This window comes from Pseudalkalibacillus berkeleyi (genome assembly GCF_021608225.1).
Lineage (GTDB): Bacteria > Bacillota > Bacilli > Bacillales > Fictibacillaceae > Pseudalkalibacillus > Pseudalkalibacillus berkeleyi.
Genome location: NZ_JAKIJS010000001.1, coordinates 1,499,555 through 1,525,222, shown reverse-complemented (window position 1 = coordinate 1,525,222; position 25,668 = coordinate 1,499,555). Strand labels below are relative to the sequence as shown.

Here is a 25,668-nt window from a genome sequence, read left to right as displayed (position 1 = left end):
GAGTTAGATATGTACATTTGAAATAATTGGTATTAAGGGAGAGAGTGACATGGTACAAATTAGAACAATGCACAAAGATGATATTGATCCAGTCTCTATGCTCATTTCAGAGCTTAATAACAATGAAGAATCGCACATTGGTTATTGTGGAAAAGATATGCATGAAATAGCCAACTCATTTATAAAGGAAATAACAGATATTAAGTATACTGACAGTTTTGTAGTAGCCTATGAGAAAGGTGAATTGGTTGGCGTTTTAGGATTTGATGCTTACTTCGAAAACAATAGTGTAGAAATATGGGGACCATTTATGAAAGAAAATAAATGGGATGATGTATTTCGATTGTGGGATGAAATGCTTATATTACTACCTTCCGATATCGATACAATCGGTATGTTCCCTAATAAGAATAATTTACGTCTACAAAGGTTCGCTAAGGAGTTGGGTTTTACACAACAAAGTGAGCAAACCATTCTAACGTTTTCTCGAGATGATAGAACGAAATTAAGAGATGCACCTATTGTGGATTTAACTGAAGAATATTTCTCAGAGATGAAACAATTGCATGATCAAGTATTTCCAAATACGTATTATAACGGCCAACAAATTATTGATCGTCTTAATAAGGATAGAAAAGTATTTATTATTAAAGACTCAATTCATATAAGTGGATATATTTATATTGAAGCTGAACCTGAGTTTGGCGAAGCAAGTATAGAATTTATAGCAGTTAAGGAATCGGAGCAAGGAAAAGGGTTAGGCACGAAATTGATAAGTGTTGCTCTAAAATGGCTCTTTACATATGAGGAAATGACTTCTATTACACTTTGTGTAAACTCAAATAATAAAAATGCTATCTGTTTATACAAGAAGGTTGGTTTTAAACAACTGCATGATCTAGTATTTTTTCAGAAGAAGCATATGAAGGATAAATGATATATTCATTTGCAGTATTTAAAGCACTAGTATGAAAGTGTAATTTTAAGGAGGATGGGTCAAATTGAGTGGTTATAAAGCAGTGCTATTTGATTTAGATGATACCTTGCTGGATAGGGATATGGCAGTAGAAAAATTGTTTTTAATTATTTTAAAGCAGTGTTATGGAGATGTTAAACATCCAGAAAAAAATACGATGATGCAAAAATTCAAAGAGTATGACAAAAGAAGCTATGGCATTAGTAATAAAACACAAGTTTTGGAATCATTTTTCGATAAATTTCCACCCAAATTTAGATTTCCCCACCATAACATTCAAGAGTTTTGGAATCACAATTTCCCTCAATGCTTTTCTATAAACCAAGACACAATAAATATCGTAAATACGATAAAAAGGGAAGTAAAAGTGGCGATAGTTACCAATGGCACAACTCAGAGACAAAAAGCAAAAATAATGAACACGAAGTTAAGTCGTTATTTTGACCAAATAATCATTTCTGAAAAAGTAGGCTATAGTAAACCAGACAAACGTATATTTGAGTTAGCATTAAACAAGCTTAATGTACAACCAGAAGAAGCATTATTCGTTGGTGATGATTTAGAAAAGGATATTGGAGGTTGCCAGAATGTAAATATAGACGGCATATGGTTCAATCCTCGTAAGGTTAAAAATGATACTCAAGTAAAACCATATGCGGAGATAAATTCTCTTGATAGATTACTAACTTATATTACATAGTTTAATTGAGAAAACGTTATTTTTTTAGGAGGAAATTATGGAACAAAGAATACAAGCAATAGTAACTGAATTATATAGCTTAAACGGAACCTTAGTAGTAACGAATGTAATACTAGGAATAATAGCTATTTTCTTGGCAGCACTGTTGTTCATATTAATAAAGAAAAAGTGAGTAAGTTAAACATTGTTTAAAACCAGTTTGTCTGGATTGAACGGATTAGAGGCTAATCACAACATATTTAAGAGAAAGCGCTGAAATATGTTATGAATAGAGGTTATTCACCAAATTTCAATCACAGATTTTGAATTGGAAAAAGCGTTTCTTTTTTCTCCGTATCATTTGTTGTTCCTACAATAAAGAAAATGCATTTGTGAGGTCTTGATAATGAATGTACATTTCAAAGATATTGATTACACGAACGAATACTTAGTAAGAAACCTTAAGTTAAAACCTGGACAAGATCAATTTATTGAAAGTGTAGATGAATGTCTAGAGGAAGCTAATACATACTCTGCTTGGCGTCCCGTAGCTATTTATAATGATGATAACATCATTGGATTTGCTATGTATGGTTCTTTTGGAAGAAATAAAGATACTTGGATTGATCGGATCATGATCGATAAACAATACCAAGGCAAAGGTTTAGGAAGAATAGCTATGAGGAAACTTATCAAAATCGTTTCGAAAGAATATGGAGTTAACGTTATTTATTTAAGCATCATAGAGGAAAATAGAATAGCCGATCGTTTATACCAGAGTATGGGATTTGAATTCATAAATGAACGAGACCCGAACGGAGAACTCATATTCAAGTATACAATTTAGCAAGTGGTGATGAACATGGATTATCGGCTATGGTGCAAATATTTAAAGGCAAGCAATAGGAGGGTTAATATCGGGACAATAGTAAGCAATGTTACCTTTGGTATTTTGACAACTTTAGCTTTAGTAATGATTAATGAACGTAATTTATTTGGAGCCATTCTTATCATAAGTCTTTTTATTTTATATGATTATATAAAAAAGTTAGAAACGCGAGCGAACATAAATAAAAGGTATAGAAGAATAGGGTTAATAAGCTATTTTGTTACCTCAATTATTGGTTTCTTCGTGTTTATTCTGTAATTTTTTGCAAAGGAGGATAAGTCGTGGGGCTTCTTAATGACCTAGCGGGTGCAGTTTATGACCTCGGTGTTCCATTAAGGCCTGCAGTTATCATTATTAACGATGTGATTTCGTCATTCGTTTTTGAAGGAGATGTTATATACACATGTCAAAAACAAAAAATGAGTTATTTAGTTGGATTAAATCTATTATCATTGCCTTTGGTATCGTGATGCTTGTAAAGACTTTCTTGTTTGCGCCTTATATCGTTAAAGGATCTTCTATGGAGCCTACATTACATAATCACGAAAAAATCCTGGTCAATAAGCTGGGTGCCATTACAGATGGATTGAGCAGAGGTGACATTGTAATTATTAAAGACACGAAAGAAGATACAAATTATGTGAAGCGGATTATTGGGTTTCCGGGTGAAAGAATCGAAATGAAAGAAGACAAGTTATATGTAAATAAAGAACAAGTGGATGAGTCTTATCTTACAGCTAATCGAAATAAGGCTGAAGAGTTAGGGGTTAACTTAACAGGAGATATTGGACCCATAATTGTACCAGAAAATCATTACTATGTGATGGGAGACAATCGATTAAACAGTATGGATAGTCGGAATGGATTAGGATTTATACATAAAGACTATATTATTGGAGAAAGTGAGTTTGTCTTTTATCCACTTTCGAAAATTAGAGATATAAAATAATAAAAACGTTGATAAACAATTATGTACGTTAAGGAGGCGGATCTTTTTCTAAAAGAAGCCTCCTTTTAATTATAATCCGATCAATTTTGAAAAATGAGAAGGACTTATTTTACTTCTCTTAATCCCTTTGAGTCAAGAATGTCTTGTACGCCTTGTTCACAAACGCCATATGTACGCCAGGAGCATGATTCACAAATGCTTTGAATATCGGATGGTACGACATTCTTTCGTATCCGTGATTCAATATCCTCCCATTTCAAAATTTGACCAATTCTAAGCCCTAACTTCTCTAAGATCGCTGCATCTCTTTCATAAATGTGTTTGTCGAGGCAGTGATATTCACCTGAGTTTGGGTATTTCTCGCATAGGTTATCTGGTCCCTTTACAAGTAAAATCCACGTCTTCGGGTTGTCCCTCAAGGACCGGTGTAACCGTGTCATATTTTCAACGTATTCTTGAGAATAACCCATACCTCGATATCCAAGAAGGCAAAAAAGATGATGACCTCGCAGTGTATACATAATATCCCACCAATTAAGCGAATTGAATAATTGTCAACTTAAATGACACCTTTGTTAACAATACCTCATTTATCTTAACATATCCTACATACTCGGATTGAATATTTACTATTTTTATCTCGAAAAACGTATTTGATTTATTTTTATCAAATTGGAAAATTATCCTTCCCAAAATGAAATTACTGGTATATAATCATAACTGTATTAATAATAATAATACAGTTAGTACGGATGATACAGATAATACAGTGGATGCAGATTGGAGGGAGTATATGTTTGATTTAGATGTCAGGAGTAGGAAACCGATCTATGAACAGTTAGTGGAACGGTTTAAAGAGTTGATCATCAGTGATGTGATGAAACAAGATGAGAAACTCCCTTCTGTAAGAGTGTTGGCACAGCAATTGACGATTAATCCAAATACGATTCAGAAAGCGTATCGTGAACTCGAGATGCAAGGATATATTTATTCAATTAAAGGTAAAGGTAGTTTTGTTAGTGAAACGACAGATGCTGTCAACACAGAGAAATTAGAATATGTTCAAAAAGAACTATCCAAACTGATTTTAGAAGCGCTGTATTTGGGGATGAGTACAGAAGATTTACGAGCATTAATAGAAGATTTAGAGAGATCAATAGGGGGAGGGGAATGACATGATTGAAGTGAATAGTGTTTCAAAAATGTTGGATGACACTGAAGCTCTTACTGACGTTTCGTTTACGATCAAAAAAGGATCGATCTATGGACTGCTCGGTTCTAACGGAGCCGGAAAGACGACGTTACTTAGAATTGTAGCGGGTGTATTAAGAGAAGAAAGTGGAGACATAAAGGTAGATGAGCAACCCGTATTTGAAAATACAGATTTGAAAGAACGAATGATTTTCATACCCGATACGCTTTATTTCTTTTCGCAGTACACGGTCCGTCAAATGGCGAACTTTTACAAAAACATGTATAAGAGCTGGAATGAAGAGCGGTTTCAAAAGCTTAATGAAGTATTTGAAATTGATGTGAAAAAGAAAATTCATAAGTTCTCGAAGGGGATGCAGCGTCAAGTCGCGTTTTGGATCTCGCTATCGACAATGCCAGATATTCTTATACTAGACGAACCGATTGATGGACTCGATCCGGTTATGCGTAAGAAAGTGAAGAACTTAATTTTACAAGATGTTGCTGAGCGTGAAATGACAGTACTTATTTCTTCCCATAATTTAAGAGAGATTGAGGACATTTGCGATCACATCGGGATCCTACATAAAGGAAAATTATTATTAGAAAGAGAACTCGATGATCTCAAATCTGATATCCATAAAATCCAGGTCGCTTTTAAAGATGGCATACCTGCGAACGTATTCGAAAATACAAGAGTGCTCTACAAAGAAGAACGAGGGAGTGTCCTTCTTTGCATCGTTAAAGGACAAACAGAAGAAATTAAAGAACACTTTGCAATGTACAATCCAGTGATTTTCGATATGTTGTCACTAACGTTAGAAGAAATATTCATTTATGAGATGGGGGATGTGGGATATGCAATCCAAAGCGTCCTGGATTAATAAAGAAATGATAGTCCAAAGCTTCCGCAGCGTCGGTTGGGTGAGCATCATATATTTAGTCGGATTATTGTTGATTATGCCTTTACAAGTACTGATGATATGGAGTAATGAGGAAAACCAACAGTATAGATATTTTAAAAATGTATTTTCTATTAACTTTGAATTGCAATTATTGTTAATGTTTGCAATTCCGGTATTACTCGGCATGTTCTTGTATCGCTATTTACAAGTGAAAAGTGCATCGGATTTTATGCACAGCTTACCAATTAAGAGAACGAAAATGTATACGCAGTACTTTAGTATTGGGATCATTTACTTAGCCGTTCCCATTTTAATTACAGCCATAATATTAATGATTTTACATGCAGCACTAGGCCTTGAACACTATTATACACTGTCTGAGGTAGCGCAATGGATTGGCATTACGTTCGCTAATCTTATACTTGTCTTCGCAGCAACAGTATTCATCGGGACAATGACAGGATTGACAGCCGTTCAAGGTGTTCTGACCTACATCTTGTTGTTATTTCCTGCTGGAATTACAGCGCTCCTCTTAATGAATGCAAAGCATTATTTGTTTGGGTTTAATGCAGATTACTATTTTAATAAGAAATTAGAATACTATTCACCTATCATAGCAGCACCGATGCTGCAAAATACAAGTTCAGAGTTTTCAATTTTACAAGGGATGATTTACCTTGTTATAGCCATTCTCTTTTTCCTTTTTGGACTATTCATCTATAAGAGGAGAAAGCTTGAAGGGGTTTCACAGGCACTCGTATTTAATCCGTTAAAACCAGTATTCAAATATGGGGTTACCTTCTGTACCATGCTAGTTGGAGGGGTTTATTTCGGAGAAACGCAAAACAGCTTAACATGGTTAGTAGTTGGTTATCTAATTGGGTCTATTATTGGCTACTTCGTTGCTGAAATGATCCTCCATAAAACGTGGCGTGTGTTTACACACCTAAAAGGTTATTTTGGATTTGCGATCATCCTAGCATTGGGAATTTTCATCTTGCAGTTTGATGTAACAGGTTTTGAGAAGAAAGTACCTGAAGCAGAAAATATTGAGAGGATCTACTTCGGAAACCATTATTATGAATATGCAGATAAATATCGTCCTGAAAATAATACTTATCCAAAACCGTTTTTACAAGATGCGAGTAATATTAGTGCAGTCATGAAATTACATGAAGAAATTATTGAAAATAAGAGTACCCTAAATCAGGAGTATCCAGGACATCAAGACCTGCGCAATGTATTTATCGTATATGAAATGAAAAATGATAAAAAAGTAATTAGAGAATACCAGATTCCAGATAACGGTGAGTATGATAAGTATTTGAAGCCGATCTATGAGTCTATGGAATATAAAATGAACTTCGAAAAAATCTTAGTAGTAAATCCAGAGGACGTTACTAGAATTACCATTGATAGCGAAGGCCCTTCATCAAAGAGAGTTACGATCAGTTCACCAGAAAAAATTAAAGAAGCGATAGAGGTATTAAAAGAAGACGTTAAAAACGAGACGTTCGATAGTCGCAAACAAAACCGAGGGGTCACATCAATTCTACTGTTTGATATTGCTGGAAGTGGCAGGGATTACTTCGGAGAATTTAAACCATCTTATGTTCAATTTGAGAAATGGTTAGAAAAAGAAGGGAAGCTTGAAGATGCTCGCATAAATGCAAACGATGTGGATTATGCAGTCGTCGTAAACCATGATCAAATTGATGGTTCGCAGGATATTTATCAATATTCAGGTGAAGAATTTCAGAAGATGAATAATGCACTAAAGGTAACTTCAGAGGATGAAATTGAAGAAAGCCTTGAAAATTCAGCCGGACACCTTGGTGCAAATCCATATGTAATTTTATTCCATTATAAGAATGGTAATCGCGATATAAGAAGTTTTTATCCAAGTGATGTCCCTGACTTCGTGAAGAAACATTTTGAATAGGTTGAGGTGAGAAAAGTGGCTGTACAACTGAATGTGCAAGGAGTAGATTTCAATGACCTATATGAGGCGTTCGCTGAGAAGGTGTTCAAGGTCGCGATTAAGATTACGAAGGATGCTTACTTGGCAGAAGATATCGTGCAAGAAACATTCATTAAAGCGTTAAGTAAGATTGACTCCATTCTAGATATAGAAAAAATGGGTGCCTGGTTATCAACCATCGCATCAAGAACGGCTATTGACCTCATCAGAAAAGAGAAGCGAATCGGAATGATTTTAGTTGATGATCTTCTTTTCTCAGATAACTCAAAAGGACAGAACAATGTCGAGACCGAAGTTGAGAAGATTTGGTTGAAAGAGGAGATTGTACAAGAAATTCTTCAACTCAAACCAGCGCTTAAAACAGTATTTTTATTGAAGTATAAGGATGGAATGAAAGAAGAGAGCATAGCCCAACATTTGAAATTACCAATTGGTACAGTCAAATCAAGATTGTACAGAGCAAGACAACAAATACGGAATGAAGTAAAACTTGAATTGAGCACATAAACTTTATAAGTACAGAAAAAGGACACTTGAGATGCAGGGGATGCTACATCAAAAGTGTCCTTTCTAATAATAACTTTTAAGGGGGTTGTGCTAATAGGTTTCGGGTATTTGGCGTTACATGTGGGGGTGTCCTGAAAATTTTTCTTCAACACGTTGATGTGTTCGATCAGGAAAACGAAAAGTAGATAATAGGAATGGTATGAGCGTAATTATTCCAATATACAATAAACCTCGCTCAATGGAACCGTCCTACAAAATATACTCGTAAATTCGTATTTTTCCAGACTTCAATAAACAAAGGCATTCCCCCTTCATGTAGTATTAATCTTAAGAGGTAAATTGTGTAAAAAACAGTCTGTTATTTAGAGATTTTAAGGGTTATACTTAAGGTAGAAGGAAACATCGTATGAAGTGACCGCCTAACTTTGAGGAGTTCGGCGGTCTTTTTCGTTTAACAGCAAGGTCTTGAACGTTTAGCTTCAAGCGTGTAAAGGGAAGATTACTATTAAAGTCTTGTCGTTCAATCAATAGAATTCAAAAACGAGGTAGATAAATGGACAAAAGAAAATGGGTTAAGAAGATTGGAATCATCATCGTAATCATAGTTGCTTTCATTTGGTTGAACCAGACTTTCTTTAAAATCCCGCCAGAAGAGATTCGGAATTGGGTGATGAGTTTCGGGTGGGTTGCACCAGGGGTATACTTAGTGGTTTTCGCTTTAAGACCGTTTATTCTATTTCCATCTTCCTTATTAGCATTGGTTGGTGGACTCGCATTCGGATTTTGGTACGGATTCTTGTTGACGATAATTGGAACAACTCTTGGGGCGTTATTATCATACTTGGCTGTTCGAAATCTTGGTTTTTCATTAGGAAAAATTTCATCGTCTGAGAAGTATGCCGAACTTCGCAAAGAAATTGAGGATAAAGGATTTATCATTTTGCTCATTTTACGGTTGATCCCGTTTTTACATTTCGAACTAGTGACGTACTTAAGTGCTGTATCTAATATTCGAATGCGTGATTATCTTTTTGCAACGGTACTAGGTGTTATACCGGGTGCATTCATTTATTGTGGTCTAGGAAGCAGTTCGTACTCAGGCGGTAATGAACTTCTCATTTTGTCAATCGTCAGTCTAATCGTTCTTACCTCGTTACCGATTCTATTTAGGAAAAAGCTCTTTGCAATGTTTTCAATTCGAACGGATGAACAATAATGGAAAAAAGTGAGTGATTAATTGATGTCCGATCAAAATATTAAAGCAATCGTGTTTGACGTTTACGGGACACTCTTTGATGTACATTCCGTAATAAAAGAGTGCGAAAGACAGTTTCCTGAACGAGGGCAGAAAATTAGTGAAATCTGGAGAAAGAAGCAGTTAGAGTATTCTTTCTTAAGAGGGCTTATGGGAAACTATCGGCCGTTTTGGGAAATTACTAAGGATGCTTTGACCTATGCATGTATGGTAGAAGATGTTGAATTGACTGAAACAAAAGAAGAGAAACTGCTGGATGCTTATTTGAAGTTAGAACCGTATAAGGAAGTGGAAGGTATTCTTTCGCAGTTAGAAGGGTATCAATTAGCCGTTTTCTCAAATGGATCAGAGGAGATGCTGCATCCGTTGATCGAGCATCACCATTTTCAAGGTTATTTCAATCAGTTGATTTCAGTGAATGGCATTAAACAATTCAAACCTCATCCTTCATCCTACTTGCACGCACTAGAGCAACTTGGCGTAGAGCGTGAAGAAGTGTTATTCTTATCTTCAAACACATGGGACATCGCTGGTGCAAAGACGTTCGGTTTCCAGGTTGCATGGGTGAACCGTTCCGGTGGTATAATGGACGAACTTGGCGTCACCCCTGATCATGTCGTAAGCGATTTGACAGAGCTATTTGACTAGGTGATGAGATTTGAGGAGATCGTATGACAAAGAAATTATTGCTTATCGGAGGTGGCCATGCCCACCTTTCTTTATTGAAGAAATTTAAACAAGACCAATTTGCAGACTGTGAAGTCACTTTACTTAACCCTACTCGAACTTATTATTACTCTGGTATGTTTTCAGGATATGTGGAAGGCATATATCAATTGGATGAATTAGAAATTGATTTACAAACACTCTGTGAGAAAGCCGGTATTCAATTTGTTGAAGGGACGGCTCTGAGTGTCGATGCGAAACAGAAAATGGTTCTAACTGAAAAAGGAGATATATTAAACTTTGACGTCCTATCGTTTGATATTGGTACAAAAAGAAAAGGCGTATCGGAATTACCAGATTCCGATCAAATATTTCACTTGAACAGAAAAGAACAGATTAAAGAACTCGGTGATGAAGCAAGTAAACGAGGAGACGTTGTCATTGTTGGAGGAGGAGCAGCAGGTATTGAGCTGAGTTTCTCAATCCAATCATGGAAAAAGAAAAATAATGATGATGGAACGGTGAGGTTGATTAGTTCCTCAGCTTTGTACGGGGAATCGAGTGATGATCGTTGCAAAAAAACATTAAAAGCAAAGATCATACAAGCTGGAATTCGTCTACACGAAAATGAACGTGTTGAACGGATAAAAGAAAGCAAGGTTCATATGAATGGAGAATCGGTTTCGTACGATTCACTGTTATGGATGACGGGTTCAGAAGCACCTAAGTTATATAAGAGTTCAAAGCTTCCAATTGATAAAGAAGGTTATTTACTCGTGGAGGATACGTTACAAGTGAAACAATACCCTTTCATATTCGGATCGGGTAATGGTGTAACGATCCAAAACCATCCGGATCTACCGCGAAATGGTGTGATGGCTGTACGTCAAGGTGGTGTGCTTTGGGACAACCTGAAAGGATTCCTCCAATCGGGCGAAGGGTACCATTTCCAACCACAAAAACGTTACCTGACAATCTTATCAACTGGCGAAAGACGTGCTTATTTACGATATGGATCCTTTTGTACTTCCGGTAAGTTAGCGTGGAAACTGAAAAACAAGATTGACAAGAAATTTATGGCTACGTTTAAATGAACAAAAATGAGGAGTGCCGATTGTGTGCACTCCTTTCTTATGTACAAGATTATCAATTGTACCGCCAAAAAACGGAATACGGGATTTCGCGGAACGAATATAAAGGTTCGGTATCTTTATATTCATCAATCAATATCACGGAATTAATGAATACAAACAAGGCTGATCTCCGCTCGAAGCGGTGGATCAGCCTGTATTATTATGCGTTCAATTCTTGTTTTCGTTCTTTCCGTGCTTGTTTGAAGAAGAAGAGCTCATAGATGACTGGCACGATGATCAATGTCAGGAATGTGGAAGTCGTCAAACCACCGATTACGACAATTGCGAGTCCTTTAGAGATCAATGTTCCAGTGGAAGTCGTAAATGCTAAAGGTAAGAGCGCTGCTATTGTCGCGAAAGCGGTCATCAAGATTGGTCTCAATCTAGTTTTACCAGCTTCCAATAACGCTTCTCGGATCATCATACCTTTTTCGAATCGGTTCTGACCAATACGATCAACGAGTACGATGGCATTTGTTGTGACAATACCAATCAACATGAGTACACCAATCATTGCACTAATGGATAAAGGTTCATCCGCCAACCATAGTCCTCCAATAGACCCAATCGGAACGAAGATGAGTGATGAAAGAATGATAAACGGAATGCGAGCTTTACCGAATGTAATTAACATGGTTAAGTACACAAGACCAATCGCAACAAGCATGGCAAGACCAAGTTGTTGGAATGTTTCAGTCGTTTCATCACTTCCGCCACCACCTTCAAGAGAGACACCTTCAGGAAGGTCAACATCTGATTTAACACCATTAATAACATCACTTGATACTTTCTGTATGTTTTGTCCTAAAATTTGTGCAGAAACACGAGCAAATATTTTTCCATCCAATTTTTGTATGGATGACACATCTTCTACACGTTTCACTTCTGCAATGTCACTTAGAGCGACAGGCCCTTTATTCGTGAAGATTTGGAGATCTTCAAGCTCATTAAGTGATTTTAATTTCTTATCATACTGAACAGTTACAGATGAATCTTCACCGTTAATCGGTAAATTCCCTATATTAACAGGCTTTGTTTGTTCACTGATGATCCCTAGAATCATATAACCAGATACGCCGTATTCAGACGCAACTTCAGGGTCAATATTTACTTTCCATTGAGGCTGCTTTTCTGAAAAGTTGTTACTGACATAATCTAACTCATCGTTCTTTTTCATGTAAGCTTCAACTTCAGAAGCTGCTTCTTGTAGTTTCTCTAGATCATTACTGTATAAATCAATATTGACTGCATTATTAGTTGGCGGTCCACCAGATTGTAGTTCTTGCACGCTGACAACGGCTTCATCGCTTTCTGCAGTAACGATTGCTTTCATTTCATTTTCTAGTGTATCAATGACTGCTGTAACATCTGCATCTTCTTTTAAGTTAATGAAATAGTTGGCGACATTTTCTCTTTTTAAACCACTTTGGAAGTCTCGACTTCCTACAGCAGCGGTTACATCTTTAATGTCATCTTGTCCGTCAAAGAATTCCTCAACCTCTAATGAAACTTCATTCGTATTTTCAAGGGTTGTTGAGGAAGGCATCTCAACCGATGCGATCAATGTTTTTTGTTGTTCATTTGGTAGAAATACGAACCCAAGTTGTGAAGTCAGGAAGAACGATCCACCCAACAATACGAACGAGAGGATGATGACGACAGCCTTGTGATTCAAGGATTTCTTAATCAAGTTGACATATACCTTCTGGAGCCATGTCACTTTCTCTTCACTGTTTACCTTTTTGAAGGAGACCTTCGCAAGGATAGGTACGATTGTTACTGCAACAATGAGTGATGCAAGTAATGCAAACACGATTGTTAATGCAAATGGCAAGAAGAATTCTCCTGTTACTCCTCCGACAAAACCAAGTGGTAAAAACACGACGACCGTTGTCAATGTTGAGGAGACGATGGCTTTTAAAATTTCTTTCGTTGAGCTTAAGATTAATTTGTTTTTATCTTCTGTCCCATCACTTTTCCGTAATCGTCTGGAAATGTTTTCGATGACAACAATGCTATCATCGACAACACGACCGACAGCAACTGCCATTCCACCGAGTGTCATAATATTAAGTGTGATACCTAGCTGGGCTAAGAAAATAGCACCGATCAACAGAGAGAGTGGAATAGATATGATCGCAATGATCGTTGCACGGATATTTCTTAAGAACAGTAAAACCGCAAGTGATGCGAACAAGGCACCAAATAGGCCTTCTTTGACCAACTTTTCTACAGACTGCTCAATACCTGAGGCTTGGTCGAAGCCGATGGCATAATCAATTTTGTCATCATATTTCTCAAGTGTTGAGATGACTTTTTCAGAAACTTCAACAGTATTTGCGCCTTGCTTTTTTGTAATCGCAGCAGATAATGCTTCATTCATGTTGTAACGGGTAATTTCATCACTGTCCGCGGCAGCTTCAACTTTTGCGATATCGCCTAACGTAGTAGATTGTGACGTGTTCGTTGGTGCCGATTCTTCAGTTGATAAAGGTCCTTGTTGTTGTGACCCTTGATTACTATCTAGCTGAAGAGCTTTTAACTGTTCGATCGTTTCAATCTTTTCTTCTACTCTAACTGGGATAGATAACGTATCTTGCTCAATCGATCCAGCAGGGAAAGACATGTAATGCTGGTTAATCACTTCCTTGATTTGATTTAGATTTAATCCCGACTGCTTTGCTTTATCTTTATCAACAGTTATGACAATGGATTCGTCTTCAAGTCCGCCTACAGAAATGTTATTGACTCCTGAAATCTTATTCATTTCAGGTACAAGCTCATTTTCTACAAATGCTTTAAAATTCTCTTCATCCCCAGATGGGAAGAGTGAGATATTATAAATAGGAAATGTACCGAAAGAGAACCGATTTACTTCTGGTTTTGCATTTTCAGGAAGATCTGCATCTTCAATCATACTTTCTATTTCTCGTTCGATATCATCTAGGTTCGTTGAAAAAGGGAATTCAAGATTGATGACCGAGATGCTTTCAAACGATTGGCTTTGCACTTTCTTAACATCGTTCAATGATTTAAGCTGTTCCTCAAGTGGATCTGTTACTTTCTCGTTGACGTCTTGGGTAGATGCACCAGGATAGACAACTTGCACAGACATCTGTGGGAATTCGATATCTGGAAGTAGGTCTACCTTCAGATTAGTAAATGAATAAATACCGCCGACCACCAATAATGCACCGATGATGATGACTGCGAATGGATTTTTCAAACTGAATCTCGTTAAGAAACTCAAATGTTTCGTCCCCCTTAAGTTATGTAATACGATTTTTAATTATATATGTGAAAAATCACATATATAATTCAAGTATAAATGAATAACTTAAAGGTGCAACATTTTTGAACCTGTCTTAATGAATTATTTGTGATAAGATGTATGAAGTTAGAATGAAGGATGGATGGAAATGGCTTTACGATACGCTTTATTAGGTTTGTTAACGAAGAAACCATCAACTGGATACGAGCTGAATCAAAAGTTTAAAGAAACGATGATTCATTATTGGAACGCCCACCATACTCAAATTTATCGTGAGTTAATTAAGCTGGAAGAAGAGGGCTGGGTAAGTTCAATTGTTTACCCTCAGGTAGATTCTCCTGATAAAAAGGTCTATGAAATTAAAGATGATGGAAGAGAAGAGCTATTAAAGTGGCTATTGAATTACAAAGTAGAACCTCCAAAGCTGAAAGATCAGCAGCTATTACGTGTTTCAATGTTTCACCTTATTGATTCGGATGATGCGATACGTTTTTTACAACAAAGCAAGGAACACCATAAGATAGGGCTCCAACATATGTATATATGGCAGGAACATGAATATCGATCTGATAAAGATATAAAGGCGGCACTAGGAGAATATTTCACCTCAGAATTCGGTAAACGCTACATGGAAACCTGGATTGAGTGGTGTGACTGGGCCATTGATGTATTACAAAGATTAAAGGACTAGAAACCGTTTAGGTTTTCTGGTCCTTTTTGAATAGACCGACACCCCATAGGAGAACAGGGAATACGAGTCCGAATAATAGCGCATAAGCAAACCACGTTTTGGTTGCGAAGTCCATGAAATAAGCGCTATTCGGGTAAGCAATCAGCGAATATACGTAAAGGATAAATGCCATAGGTATTGCTAATATACGATAGTCTTTCATTTTGAATAATTTACTAACTAATATAAGTGAAACATGATAAGCGATAACTAATTTAAAGAATAAAGTGATTCCCCACAATGCTGCAATAGTCACTTCAACCCGCTCCAGAAAATCAGCTATACTGATTTTCTTCGCCCATACATATGTCGGATAGACTTTCAGAGAAGTCAGTTCAACACCAAGGACAAGTATCGTATAAATTGTCGTCACGACCAAAAAAGAAGCGCCCATAAGAACGCCAACGAGAAAGCTTTTCCTCGTTTTTTTAGGATTATTGATGGAAGAGTAGAGAGTCGTTAACAAGATTAGTTCTAAGAAAGGAACTCCGACCATGGAAAGAGATCCACCAACAATTGTTTTTGCCTCTTCACCGAAAATGGGTTGAATATTGGTAAATTCAGCCTGAGGAGAAGTCAGTGTTATGAGGATGATAAACATAAGGATGACGAAAGGGAAAGTGAGTTCTGCAACTCGACTGTATGTTTCTATTCCTAATTTAACAGCGTAAATGACAGGTATGAGAAACATGATATGAATCGCCTCTAGAGGTGTTTCGAGTATGATCTTCGTTTTCAAAAAGTCTCCAAAATTACGTAATACAAGAGCAGCTAAAGTGAAACTGAAGAAAAAATAAAGTGCAATGATCAATTTTCCTAAGTACGATCCAAATACAAGCTCAATAATCTCGGGTAATCCTTTTCCGGGATATTTGTTTGGAAATGAAGAGTAGAAATAGATGAGCAATAAACCGAATAAGGTTGCAACAATAGCAGAAATCCAACCATCTTGTTTAGCAACGAGTACAAGACTTGCGGGAATGATAATGATGGAACTCCCGATTGTGAAAAGAGTCGTAAGTAATGTAAATTGACTTGGACTAATTCTCTCATCTTTCAACACCTTCATCCCTCCTTACTTAAAAAAGGTAAAAATACTTGTACTAACAGGCTTGAATATATAAACGACTATATCTAAAGGATTAGGTAGTTTGATATCAAAACCGTAAAGAACTAATAAAGTACTACCTGTCAAAAGTACGACTATATAGATGATGCTAGGATAGATCCGTTTTTCCCGAATCAATGGCGGTAATTCAACAGCGATGAATAATATGGCAAGAAGTATGATACTTGCAGAAAACAGCATATTACCCCCCTCCAACTTCAGGAGATTGTGAAATTGATCCAGTATTATGAATGGCTGAATCAACTTTTACATTCACCATCATGTCTGGAAAGACGTCTTGCCATTTTAGTTCTACTTCTTTCCAAACCTTTGGGTGTTGTCGGTGTAATGCACTACCGAACCCGAAAACATCTGATTTGTAAGATTCTTGAGCTTTTTTAATTGAAGCACTGATTTCCTTTTCAATTGTGTCGTTCATCTTTTCTTGGAATTGATTCATATACTTCGGATCATTCAATGCTTGTGGATTCTTGCACTCTGAATCCATTATATTGCCATTGACCTTCACATTGACCGAGCCTTGCATTTGTTTGTTCAATTCTTCAGCAGATATTTTTGCTTTGGTGTTAATGATTTCAACCCCTACCATTCCATCACCATCTATACAAGGAACATTGACTAAAGTGCTTTGTATGTTTCCTTGAGAGAAGTTATAACCACGACTTTCTTTGTCATCCATCCATTCAACAAGTTTATCCTGTTTAAATACAGCTAATGGTCCGTATTTCAAGTAGACCTCTGGATTAATCACTTTATATTTGGATTCATATTTACCTTCTTCTTTATCACCTACAATAAATACACCTGATACAACAAGGTTTTTCCCTGTACTTACTAAATCAGTAATAAATTTGTCCAATTGTACTTCGGTGGTGGTTCCATATGCAGTACTTGAACTTCTTAACGATTGGAATAGTTTGTCTCCAGGTATTTGATCCATTGTCGTCAGTATCGATAATATATCATTCGCTTTGTTATCTTTTGCAATGAGTACAAAGAAGTCGGACCGGTATTCATGATCTCGTAGCATGACATCAAGAATTTTACTTACCCCTTCCTCAGCAAGTTCTTCGCCGATGACGAGGACCCGAACGTGAGAAAAATACAGCTTGGAAGATGTCGTTTTCGTTAACTTTCGCCATGCTTCAAACAATGTATCACCGGTTTCTTGTGTAGTGGTCACAGTTGTACGTTCATCATTACTTTCTTTTGATACTTCACCTGGATTGATGATTTGAGTTGTAAACAAGTATTGATCATCCACTTTATCGATTCCGAGCCCTGTAGTGATCGAGAGTTCGTTTAATTCTCGACTGTTCCAACAACCTGAAAGGATTGGAGTAATGAATATTATTATGATGATAGACCACCTAAACATTTTCATATTGATTCACTCCTTTATTTTTTGCTCCTTCCTAGTGCGGAATGATGATCTGTCTGTTTTGTTGTGTTCATCTGGCTAATGAGTCGTGGTCTAGTAATGAGCATTTTTCTTGGGAATCTGAATACAGCATCCTTTTGATCAATTAGGCTTAGTGGGGCCATCGGTGACATGTAAGGCATACCGAACGATCGCAAACTACATAAGTGAAGCAGTAAGATAAATAGGCCAACCGCAATACCGAACAGTCCGAAGGTTGCAGCAAAAATCATAAATCCAAATCTTAAAATTCGTACCGAGATAGCCATATCATAGGACGGAAAGACAAAGTTCGATATTGCAGTTATGGATACAACGATTACCATTGTTGGCGATACGAGACCCGCTTGAACAGCGGCTTGACCTAGAACTAAAGCACCTACGATTGATATAGCCTGACCCACTGCTCGTGGCATTCTTATTCCAGCTTCTCTTAGGATTTCAAAAGTGACTTCCATGATTAAGGCTTCAATCAATGCTGGAAAAGGAATTCCGTCCCGTTGCGCTGCTAAATCAATAAGGAGCTGGGTAGGGATCATCTCTTGATGAAATGTTGTCAAGGCGATATATAGGGATGGAACGAGTAGGGCTGCAAAGAATGCTAGAAATCTTAAAATTCTTATGATCCCAAAAAAAGACCGTTCATAGTAATCTTCAGGTGATTGAAAGAAGTGTATAAATAATGCCGGTGCAATTAATACGAACGGAGTTCCATCCACAATGATAGCGACTCGCCCTTCCAATAATGCAGCAGCAACAACATCAGGTCGTTCGCTGTTAAATACAGTAGGAAAGGGTGAAGACGTTTTATCTTCAATCAACTCCTCTACATATGCACTTTCTAAAATGCCATCGATATCGATCTGTTTAATTCTCTCCCGTACTTCTTCAAGAACTTTCGGGTTTGTTATAGAATCAATCGAAATGATGGAGACTTCTGTATGAGTGTGTTTTCCAAGTACTTGTGTTTCTATTCTTAAGTCTGGGTCTTTAATCTTTCTTCGAATTAAAGACGTATTTGTACGGATGTTTTCAGTGAAAGCTTCCTTCGGACCACGAATGACATTTTGAGTGGTTGGTTCTGCTACTTCACGGTGCTCCCATCCTCGAGTTGATGCGATAATGGCGGTTTGATATCCATCTACGAAAATAGCGGTTTCACCAGACAAGATATCATTTAAAGTTTTTTTGAAATCCGTCTCGTCATGGACTTCACCCACGGAAATTGCTTGTTTCTTCAAGTCATTAAGGTAATGTTTCTTATCAAACTTGACTTCACTAGGTTCTTGGTCGTACATCATTACTTTTAATATGAACTCTTGTAAAGACTGTCGATCCGCTAACCCATCGACAAATACGATAGCTGCATCTACGCGATGATTAATTTGAAATTGTCGAATGATGATGTCATCACTATTTCCAAGACTCGTCCGGACGGCATCAATATTTTCTTTAAGTGAACGAGAGACTTGCTCAATTGGGGAAGTAGGTAACTTAGTTGGTGTATTTGGTTTGTTCTGTCGATCAAAACGTTTCCGAAAGAAACCCATAACGAGCCCACAACTTCCCTTCTAAATACGAAATTTTCTTCTTAGTATCTTCGTTTACTAAGAAATTATGAATACACAAAAAAGATGGTCCAGATTGAAATCCGGACCATCTTTTGTGATTCTTCTTTTATGAAAGTGAATGGGTTTTGTCATTCAAGTTATAATATTTGCTTTCGATCTTCCGAGAAACATGAGTTGAAATCCCTTGTATTGCCTTATGGAGTTCGGGTAAATCAACTCCAGTTTCAATGCCCATCTGCTCGAGCATATAGACGACGTCTTCCGTGGCAACATTTCCTGTTGCGCCAGGGGCAAATGGACATCCACCAAGTCCTCCAGCTGATGTATCGAACCTTGAGATACCTGCCTGTAGACTGGCAAAGACGTTGGCTAGTGCCATACCACGTGTATCATGGAAGTGAGCAGTTAAAAGTAAACGATCTCCTAAAACGTCATTTAGTTTCTTAAATAATTCGTAGCTTTCAAGTGGGTTTGCCATACCAATCGTATCTGCAACACTTAATTCGTCTACACCGTAATCAGCAAACTGCGTACAGAGGGCAACCACATTTTCAGGATCAATTTTGCCATCGTATGGACAGTAAAACGATGTGGAGATACATGCACGGACGAAGTAACCTTTCTGTTTGAGTTCAGTGATGATCGGCTTTAACTCTTCCATACTTTCTTCGGTCGTTTTGTTAATGTTCTTTTTATTAAAGGAAGAACTTACACCAACGAAAACTGCAACATGCTTTACATCCGTTTCATACACTCTGTCGATCCCTTTTCGATTCGGAGCAAGCACAAAGTTACGCTCATTATCTAAGCAAGCTTCGATGACTTCCTTCGCATCCCCCATTTGTGGCACCCATTTAGGAGACACAAATGACGTCAGCTCCATTTCCTTTAATCCAGCATTCTTAAGTCTTTTTATAAACGATATTTTGGCATCTGTTGGTACTTGTTTCTTTTCATTTTGTAGACCGTCTCGTGGTCCAACTTCAATAATTGTCACTTTTTCAGGAATATTCATCATGACCTCCGTGTACAACAAAAATTTGAAAGCGTTTTAATGGACTCTAAATTCAATTGTAACGCGAAAATTTTATGATAAGCAAGAATTTTCAATGATTTGAAGAAATATTGTGAGATAGGGAGGATATTACGGAAATGGTTTAGAAATAGACAAAGTAGGACAAAGAACTACATATTTCAAGGAGGCAACAAAGAGATGGAGAGAGAAGCTGTAATTGTAAGTGCAGTACGAACACCAATTGGTACGTTCGGCGGTAGTCTAAAATCAATTCCTGCCATTGAACTAGGTGGTATTGTCATTAAAGAAGCGCTTCAAAAAGCGGGTATTAAAGAAGTTGATGAAGTGATTATGGGGAACGTGCTTCAAGCTGGTCTTGGTCAGAACCCTGCAAGACAAGCTGCTATGAAAGCAGGCTTATCTGAAACCATTTCGTCCATGACGATCAATAAAGTATGTGGATCAGGATTAAAGAGTGTACACTTAGCTGCTCAATCGATATTACTCGGAGATGCGGATATCGTTTTAGCAGGTGGAATGGAAAATATGAGTCAAGCACCATACCTATTACAAGGTGCTCGAGATGGATATAAAATGGGTGATCAAAAAGTTGTGGATTCAATGGTCCATGACGGGTTATGGTGCGCATTCAATGATTACCATATGGGGATTACCGCAGAAAACCTTTGTACATCACATGAACTAAAGCGGGAAGAGCTTGACGAATTCGCGGCTTGGAGTCAAGAAAAAGCAGCAAGTGCAATCGAAAGTGGTCGTTTCCAAGATGAAATCGTACCCGTCTCCATCCCTCAACGTAAAGGAGACCCGGTTGTATTTGATACGGATGAACATCCGAAAAAATCCACAGCTGATAAATTAGGGAAGCTTCGACCGGCATTCAAAAAGGATGGCATGGTTACTGCTGGAAATGCATCAGGTATTAATGACGGGGCAGCAGCTGTTATTGTAATGAGTCGTCAAAAAGCTGACGAGCTTGGCTTAAAGCCATTGGCTGTAATACGCTCAAATGCTTCAGCTGGTGTAGACCCAAGTGTGATGGGCATCGGACCTGTACCTGCAACTCGCAAAGCGCTAGAGAAAGCGAATTTAACGATGGATTCCATCAACTTAATCGAGGCGAATGAGGCCTTCGCTGCACAGTCATTGGCTGTAGGGAAAGACTTGAACATTAATAAGGATATTTTGAACGTCAATGGAGGAGCGATCGCACTCGGTCATCCAATCGGCGCAAGTGGTACACGAGTACTTGTTACTTTGATCCATGAATTGAAACGTCGTAAAGAGCAATATGGACTTGCTACTCTATGTATTGGTGGCGGTCAAGGCGTTGCAACAATTATAGAGAATGAAGCTTAAGAAGAGGAGATGAACAAGTTATGAAACCAATTGAAACATCATTTCTAGATGCAGTAAAAGAAGTAAAAGATGGATCCACGATTATGGTTGGTGGTTTTGGTTTAGTCGGTATCCCAGAAAACCTGATCCTAGCCCTTGTGGAAACAGGTGTGAAAGATTTAACCGTGATCTCAAACAACTGTGGAGTAGACGAATGGGGATTAGGTCTCCTTTTGAAAAATAAACAAATCAAAAAGATGGTTGGCTCTTATGTTGGTGAAAACAAAGAGTTTGAACGACAAGTACTTGCTGGTGAGCTAGAAGTAGAACTTATTCCACAAGGTACACTTGCTGAACGCATCCGTGCAGGTGGAGCTGGAATTCCAGCTTTTTATACACCAGCTGGAGTAGGTACACCATTAGCTGAAGGGCGTGAAGTCCGCAACTTCGACGGTAAAGATTATTTACTAGAGTTTGGAATGAAGGCAGATGTCAGTCTTGTTAGGGCTAAGAAGGCAGATAAGATGGGAAATCTTATCTACAATAAAACAGCGCGTAACTTCAATCCAATGATTGCAGCAGCAGGTAAAGTGACGATTGCAGAAGTGGAAGAACTTCATGAAACTGGGGCTTTCGATCCAGATCAAATCCATACACCGAGCATATATGTACAAAAGCTAATCGTTGGAGAACAGCAAAAGAAAATTGAACGTCTAACAGTAACGAAGTAGTAGAGGAGGAATTATGATGACGAAAGTAGATAAAGCAGCAGTACGTGAACGTATAGCTAGAAGAGCAGAAAAGGAAATCCAAGACGGATTTTACGTCAATTTAGGGATCGGTATGCCTACTCTTGTTGCGAATTACATTTCTGACAATAAAGAAGTTGTACTTCAATCCGAAAATGGTTTACTTGGAATAGGTCGTTATCCGACAGAAGACGAAGTAGATCCAGATTTGATTAATGCTGGTAAAGAAACCGTTACAGCAACGAAAGGGGCATCTTATTTCGATAGCTCTGAATCGTTTGCGATGATACGCGGAGGGCATATTGATATCGCAATCCTCGGCGGTATGGAGGTGTCTGGTAAAGGAGACCTCGCAAACTGGATGATTCCTGGAAAGATGATCAAAGGTATGGGTGGCGCAATGGACCTTGTACATGGTGCACAACGGATTATTGTCATCATGGATCATGTCAACAAAAAAGGTGAGCCGAAAATCCTAAATGAATGCTCTCTTCCTCTCACAGGTAAAGGGGTAGTAAATCGGATCATAACGGATCGTGCAGTTATCGATGTCACCTCAGACGGGCTGAAACTTGTCGAGGTTGCAGAAGGTTTCACACCTGAAGACATCCAAGAAGTGACTGAGCCATCGCTCATCATTGGGGATGATGTACGTACGAACGGCTTCTAAATGATAGGGGGATTTTTGTGAAAAGAATAACATCACTATCAAATCGGATCATGCAGAGATATCTGCCTGATCCCTTCCTTTTTGTCGTCTTATTGACAATTGTTGTATTTTTACTTGGCATGCTTATTATGAAAAGCACGCCAGTTGATATGGTGTCCTACTGGGGAGATGGATTCTGGAATCTTTTGTCCTTCTCCATGCAAATGGTTCTCATTCTTGTTACAGGATTTGTACTCGCTAGCAGTCCATTCTTCAAGAGGATTTTAAAGGGGATGGCATCACTTGTCTCAAAACCAGGGCAAGCGATTGTATTTGTTACGCTCGTTTCACTTCTAGCAAGCTGGGTGAACTGGGGATTTGGTCTCGTTATTGGAGCTTTATTTGCTAAGGAACTCGCAAAAAAAGTGGAGAAGGTAGATTATAGACTTCTAATCGCTAGCGCATATAGTGGATTTCTCGTATGGCACGGGGGATTTTCAGGTTCCATACCGTTAACGATTGCAACACCTGATCATTTTACAACAGATTTAATTGGTGTCGTCCCAACATCGGAAACGATTTTTGCACCGTTCAATCTATTTATCGTCCTATCACTTTTCATCGTCCTACCTGTTGTGAACCGATTGATGATGAACGCAAAGGACAATCCATACTATATTGATCCATCTATTCTAAATGATTCAAACGTTCAAGCTGCAGCTGTCGAATCCAATACACCGGCAGAGAAAATGGAAAATAGCAAACTCATTTCACTCCTTATTGGTTTGTTAGGACTGGTCTTCATCGTATACTACTTTAAGACCAACGGCTTCAGCTTGAATCTTAACATCGTTAACTTCATCTTCTTATTCTTTGGGATTCTATTGCATGGCACGCCTAGAAATTTTATCAACAGTGTTTCTGAGGCAGTGAAGGGTGCTGGGGGCATCATCATACAGTTTCCATTTTACGCTGGAATTATGGGTATGATGGTAGCTTCAGGTCTTGCAGCTGAAATGTCAAAATGGTTCGTCAGCATTTCTAATGATCTCACATTCCCGTTCTTTGCTTTTCTAAGTGCAGGGATTGTCAATTTCTTCGTGCCTTCAGGTGGAGGTCAGTGGGCTGTACAAGCTCCGATCATGCTCCTAGCGGGTGAAGAGCTCGGTATCGATGCAGCGAAGACAGCGATGGCTGTAGCCTGGGGAGACGCTTGGACGAATATGATTCAACCGTTCTGGGCGTTGCCAGCACTTGCAATTGCAGGATTATCCGCTAAGGACATTATGGGCTTCTGTGTAATCGCAATGATTGTAAGCGGTTTCTTCATTTCGATAGGGCTTGTTTTTATTTAAGATGTACCTTTTGTGTGAAGCGCTCGCAATCCAGAAGAAGGTTGGAGAAGTGTTGGATAATCATAACAAACGATTTTATTATGCATTCATAGGAGGATTCGTATGAACGATGTATATATTTTGGATGGGGCTCGTACGGCGTTTACGTCATTTGGAGGTTCTTTTACCAAGGTTGGGCCAACAGAGTTAGGAATTGCAACAGCTAAGGAAGCGATGAAACGTTCTGGCGTATCTCCGAGTGAAATAGAACAGGTGATTTATGGGAACGTCATTCATAGTAGTGGCAATGCGCCATATGTCGCTCGTCATATTGCAACGCAATCGGAAGTGCCAGTTGAAGTGCCGGCAATGCTTGTAAACAGACTTTGTGGATCTGGTCTGCAGTCAGTCGTTTCAGGTGCGCAATCCATAATGTTAAATGAAGGCGAAGTTGCGCTTGTAGGTGGCGTCGACAATATGTCAATGAGTCCTCATGTGTCATTCTCGAACCGATTCGGTCATCCAAAGCTTGGTGGAGTTGAATTCCAAGATATGCTCTTGTTGACATTAAGAGATGAAGCAATCGGTAATGGCATGGGGATTACCGCTGAAAATCTAGCTGATCAATACGGAATTACACGAGAAGAGCAGGATGAATTTTCAAAGCTAAGCCATGAAAGGGCATCGAAAGCTATTGAGTCAGGTCGATTTAAACGAGAGATCGTTCCTGTTGAAGTGAAAGAACGGAAAGGTACAAAACGTATCGATACAGATGAACATGTTCGTCCGTCGACGACTGTTGAAGGTTTATCCAACCTTAAGCCAACGTTCAAAAAGGATGGTTCTGTGACAGCAGGCAATTCGAGCGGAATTAATGATGGTGCGGCCTCACTCATCGTTGCTGCAGAATCGTTTGTAGCTAAGAGAAGTCTCAAACCCATTGCGAAAATAAAATCTTGGGGCATATGTGGTGTAGACCCTACTGTGATGGGAATTGGTCCCGTTCCAGCCATTCAAATGGCATTAAGTCGAGCTGGACTGACGACTGGAGATATCGATTTATTCGAAATCAATGAAGCATTTGCTGCTCAATATTTATCTGTAGAGAAGGAACTAAAGCTTGATCGGAATAAAACAAACGTCAACGGTGGAGCGGTCGCACTTGGACACCCGGTTGGGGCAAGTGGTTCGCGGCTCTTATTATCTCTCGCTTACGAGCTACAAGAACAAGACAAGCAATTTGGCGTTGCGAGTCTCTGTATCGGCGGTGGCCAAGGAATAGCAATGGTGATTGAAAGAGTGAATTGAAGCAC

The 25,668-nt window shown here is 38.3% G+C and carries 25 protein-coding genes; 18 read left to right on the top strand and 7 right to left on the bottom strand.

From position 1 onward, the window contains the following. Positions 1 to 49 precede the first annotated feature (49 nt). The 5 genes from L2716_RS08090 (at position 50) to lepB (ending at position 3,493) form a co-directional block, all read left to right on the top strand. A complete protein-coding gene (locus L2716_RS08090; protein WP_236333484.1) occupies positions 50 to 937 on the top strand; it encodes a GNAT family N-acetyltransferase in 888 nt (295 codons plus the stop codon). 64 nt (positions 938 to 1,001) lie between these two features. After that, complete coding sequence (locus L2716_RS08085; protein ID WP_236333483.1) at positions 1,002 to 1,676, top strand: HAD family hydrolase; 675 nt, start codon at positions 1,002 to 1,004, stop codon at positions 1,674 to 1,676. A gap of 37 nt (positions 1,677 to 1,713) precedes the next feature. Beyond that, positions 1,714 to 1,848 carry a hypothetical protein gene (locus L2716_RS18310; protein ID WP_268963965.1) on the top strand — a complete coding sequence of 45 codons (135 nt, stop codon included), beginning with the start codon at positions 1,714 to 1,716 and terminating at the stop codon, positions 1,846 to 1,848. A 210-nt stretch (positions 1,849 to 2,058) separates the two neighbouring features. Continuing rightward, the gene (locus tag L2716_RS08080) at positions 2,059 to 2,502 is read left to right on the top strand and encodes a GNAT family N-acetyltransferase (RefSeq protein WP_236337830.1); all 444 of its coding nucleotides are present in this window, start codon (positions 2,059 to 2,061) and stop codon (positions 2,500 to 2,502) included. Between the two features lie 445 nt (positions 2,503 to 2,947). Next, positions 2,948 to 3,493, top strand: a complete 546-nt coding sequence (gene lepB / locus L2716_RS08075; RefSeq protein WP_236333480.1) for a signal peptidase I — start codon at positions 2,948 to 2,950, stop codon at positions 3,491 to 3,493. Between the two features lie 104 nt (positions 3,494 to 3,597). Here lepB and L2716_RS08070 read toward each other — a convergent pair whose 3' ends face one another. Then, positions 3,598 to 4,014, bottom strand: coding sequence for a DUF1284 domain-containing protein (locus L2716_RS08070; RefSeq protein WP_236333479.1), 417 nt, complete (start codon positions 4,012 to 4,014; stop codon positions 3,598 to 3,600). 173 nt (positions 4,015 to 4,187) lie between these two features. On the opposite strand from L2716_RS08070, the gene L2716_RS08065 reads away from it, so the two are divergent. The 7 genes from L2716_RS08065 (at position 4,188) to L2716_RS08035 (ending at position 11,092) form a co-directional block, all read left to right on the top strand. Then, positions 4,188 to 4,667, top strand: coding sequence for a GntR family transcriptional regulator (locus L2716_RS08065; RefSeq protein WP_329610106.1), 480 nt, complete (start codon positions 4,188 to 4,190; stop codon positions 4,665 to 4,667). A gap of 1 nt (position 4,668) precedes the next feature. Continuing rightward, on the top strand, positions 4,669 to 5,568 hold the full coding sequence (locus L2716_RS08060; RefSeq protein WP_236333475.1) for an ABC transporter ATP-binding protein: 900 nt from the start codon (positions 4,669 to 4,671) through the stop codon (positions 5,566 to 5,568). Then, positions 5,543 to 7,531: a DUF6449 domain-containing protein gene (locus L2716_RS08055; protein ID WP_236333472.1), complete on the top strand. Its 1,989-nt coding sequence runs from the start codon at positions 5,543 to 5,545 to the stop codon at positions 7,529 to 7,531. The genes L2716_RS08060 and L2716_RS08055 overlap by 26 nt, the downstream gene beginning before the upstream one ends. A 15-nt stretch (positions 7,532 to 7,546) precedes the next feature. Continuing rightward, the gene (locus L2716_RS08050) at positions 7,547 to 8,077 is read left to right on the top strand and encodes an RNA polymerase sigma factor (RefSeq protein WP_236333470.1); all 531 of its coding nucleotides are present in this window, start codon (positions 7,547 to 7,549) and stop codon (positions 8,075 to 8,077) included. Positions 8,078 to 8,630: 553 nt separating this feature from the next. Beyond that, entirely contained in the window at positions 8,631 to 9,293 is a 663-nt protein-coding gene (locus L2716_RS08045; protein WP_236333469.1) for a TVP38/TMEM64 family protein, read from the top strand. Positions 9,294 to 9,317: 24 nt separating this feature from the next. Continuing rightward, positions 9,318 to 9,980 (top strand): haloacid dehalogenase type II, encoded by a 663-nt coding sequence (locus L2716_RS08040; RefSeq protein ID WP_236333467.1) that lies wholly within the window; start codon positions 9,318 to 9,320, stop codon positions 9,978 to 9,980. A gap of 23 nt (positions 9,981 to 10,003) precedes the next feature. Further along, a complete protein-coding gene (locus L2716_RS08035) occupies positions 10,004 to 11,092 on the top strand; it encodes an FAD-dependent oxidoreductase (RefSeq protein ID WP_236333465.1) in 1,089 nt (362 codons plus the stop codon). Positions 11,093 to 11,291: 199 nt separating this feature from the next. On the opposite strand, the gene L2716_RS08030 is transcribed toward L2716_RS08035, so the two are convergent. Further along, entirely contained in the window at positions 11,292 to 14,381 is a 3,090-nt protein-coding gene (locus tag L2716_RS08030) for an efflux RND transporter permease subunit (protein WP_236333463.1), read from the bottom strand. Positions 14,382 to 14,550: 169 nt separating this feature from the next. Between L2716_RS08030 and L2716_RS08025 the strand changes: the two genes are divergently transcribed. Then, a complete protein-coding gene (locus tag L2716_RS08025; protein ID WP_236333461.1) occupies positions 14,551 to 15,093 on the top strand; it encodes a PadR family transcriptional regulator in 543 nt (180 codons plus the stop codon). A gap of 7 nt (positions 15,094 to 15,100) precedes the next feature. On the opposite strand, the gene L2716_RS08020 is transcribed toward L2716_RS08025, so the two are convergent. The 5 genes from L2716_RS08020 to L2716_RS08000 all read right to left on the bottom strand — a co-directional run bounded on the left by L2716_RS08020 (position 15,101) and on the right by L2716_RS08000 (position 20,267). Then, a complete protein-coding gene (locus L2716_RS08020) occupies positions 15,101 to 16,195 on the bottom strand; it encodes a GerAB/ArcD/ProY family transporter (RefSeq protein WP_236333459.1) in 1,095 nt (364 codons plus the stop codon). A 12-nt stretch (positions 16,196 to 16,207) separates the two neighbouring features. Then, entirely contained in the window at positions 16,208 to 16,441 is a 234-nt protein-coding gene (locus L2716_RS08015) for a hypothetical protein (RefSeq protein ID WP_236333457.1), read from the bottom strand. 1 nt (position 16,442) lies between these two features. Next, positions 16,443 to 17,645, bottom strand: a complete 1,203-nt coding sequence (locus L2716_RS08010) for a Ger(x)C family spore germination protein (protein ID WP_236333455.1) — start codon at positions 17,643 to 17,645, stop codon at positions 16,443 to 16,445. A 14-nt stretch (positions 17,646 to 17,659) separates the two neighbouring features. Further along, positions 17,660 to 19,231, bottom strand: a complete 1,572-nt coding sequence (locus tag L2716_RS08005) for a spore germination protein (protein ID WP_236333453.1) — start codon at positions 19,229 to 19,231, stop codon at positions 17,660 to 17,662. Positions 19,232 to 19,358: 127 nt separating this feature from the next. Further along, complete coding sequence (locus L2716_RS08000; protein ID WP_236333451.1) at positions 19,359 to 20,267, bottom strand: hydroxymethylglutaryl-CoA lyase; 909 nt, start codon at positions 20,265 to 20,267, stop codon at positions 19,359 to 19,361. Positions 20,268 to 20,465: 198 nt separating this feature from the next. Here L2716_RS08000 and L2716_RS07995 point away from each other — a divergent pair, with 198 nt between their 5' ends. The 5 genes from L2716_RS07995 (at position 20,466) to L2716_RS07975 (ending at position 25,663) form a co-directional block, all read left to right on the top strand. Continuing rightward, entirely contained in the window at positions 20,466 to 21,644 is a 1,179-nt protein-coding gene (locus L2716_RS07995; RefSeq protein ID WP_236333449.1) for an acetyl-CoA C-acetyltransferase, read from the top strand. 20 nt (positions 21,645 to 21,664) lie between these two features. Continuing rightward, positions 21,665 to 22,354 (top strand): CoA transferase subunit A, encoded by a 690-nt coding sequence (locus L2716_RS07990; protein WP_236333447.1) that lies wholly within the window; start codon positions 21,665 to 21,667, stop codon positions 22,352 to 22,354. A gap of 13 nt (positions 22,355 to 22,367) precedes the next feature. After that, positions 22,368 to 23,042, top strand: coding sequence for a 3-oxoacid CoA-transferase subunit B (locus tag L2716_RS07985; protein WP_236333445.1), 675 nt, complete (start codon positions 22,368 to 22,370; stop codon positions 23,040 to 23,042). A 17-nt stretch (positions 23,043 to 23,059) separates the two neighbouring features. Beyond that, the gene (locus L2716_RS07980; protein WP_236333443.1) at positions 23,060 to 24,376 is read left to right on the top strand and encodes a short-chain fatty acid transporter; all 1,317 of its coding nucleotides are present in this window, start codon (positions 23,060 to 23,062) and stop codon (positions 24,374 to 24,376) included. 102 nt (positions 24,377 to 24,478) lie between these two features. Then, on the top strand, positions 24,479 to 25,663 hold the full coding sequence (locus tag L2716_RS07975) for a thiolase family protein (protein ID WP_236333442.1): 1,185 nt from the start codon (positions 24,479 to 24,481) through the stop codon (positions 25,661 to 25,663). Positions 25,664 to 25,668 lie beyond the last annotated feature (5 nt).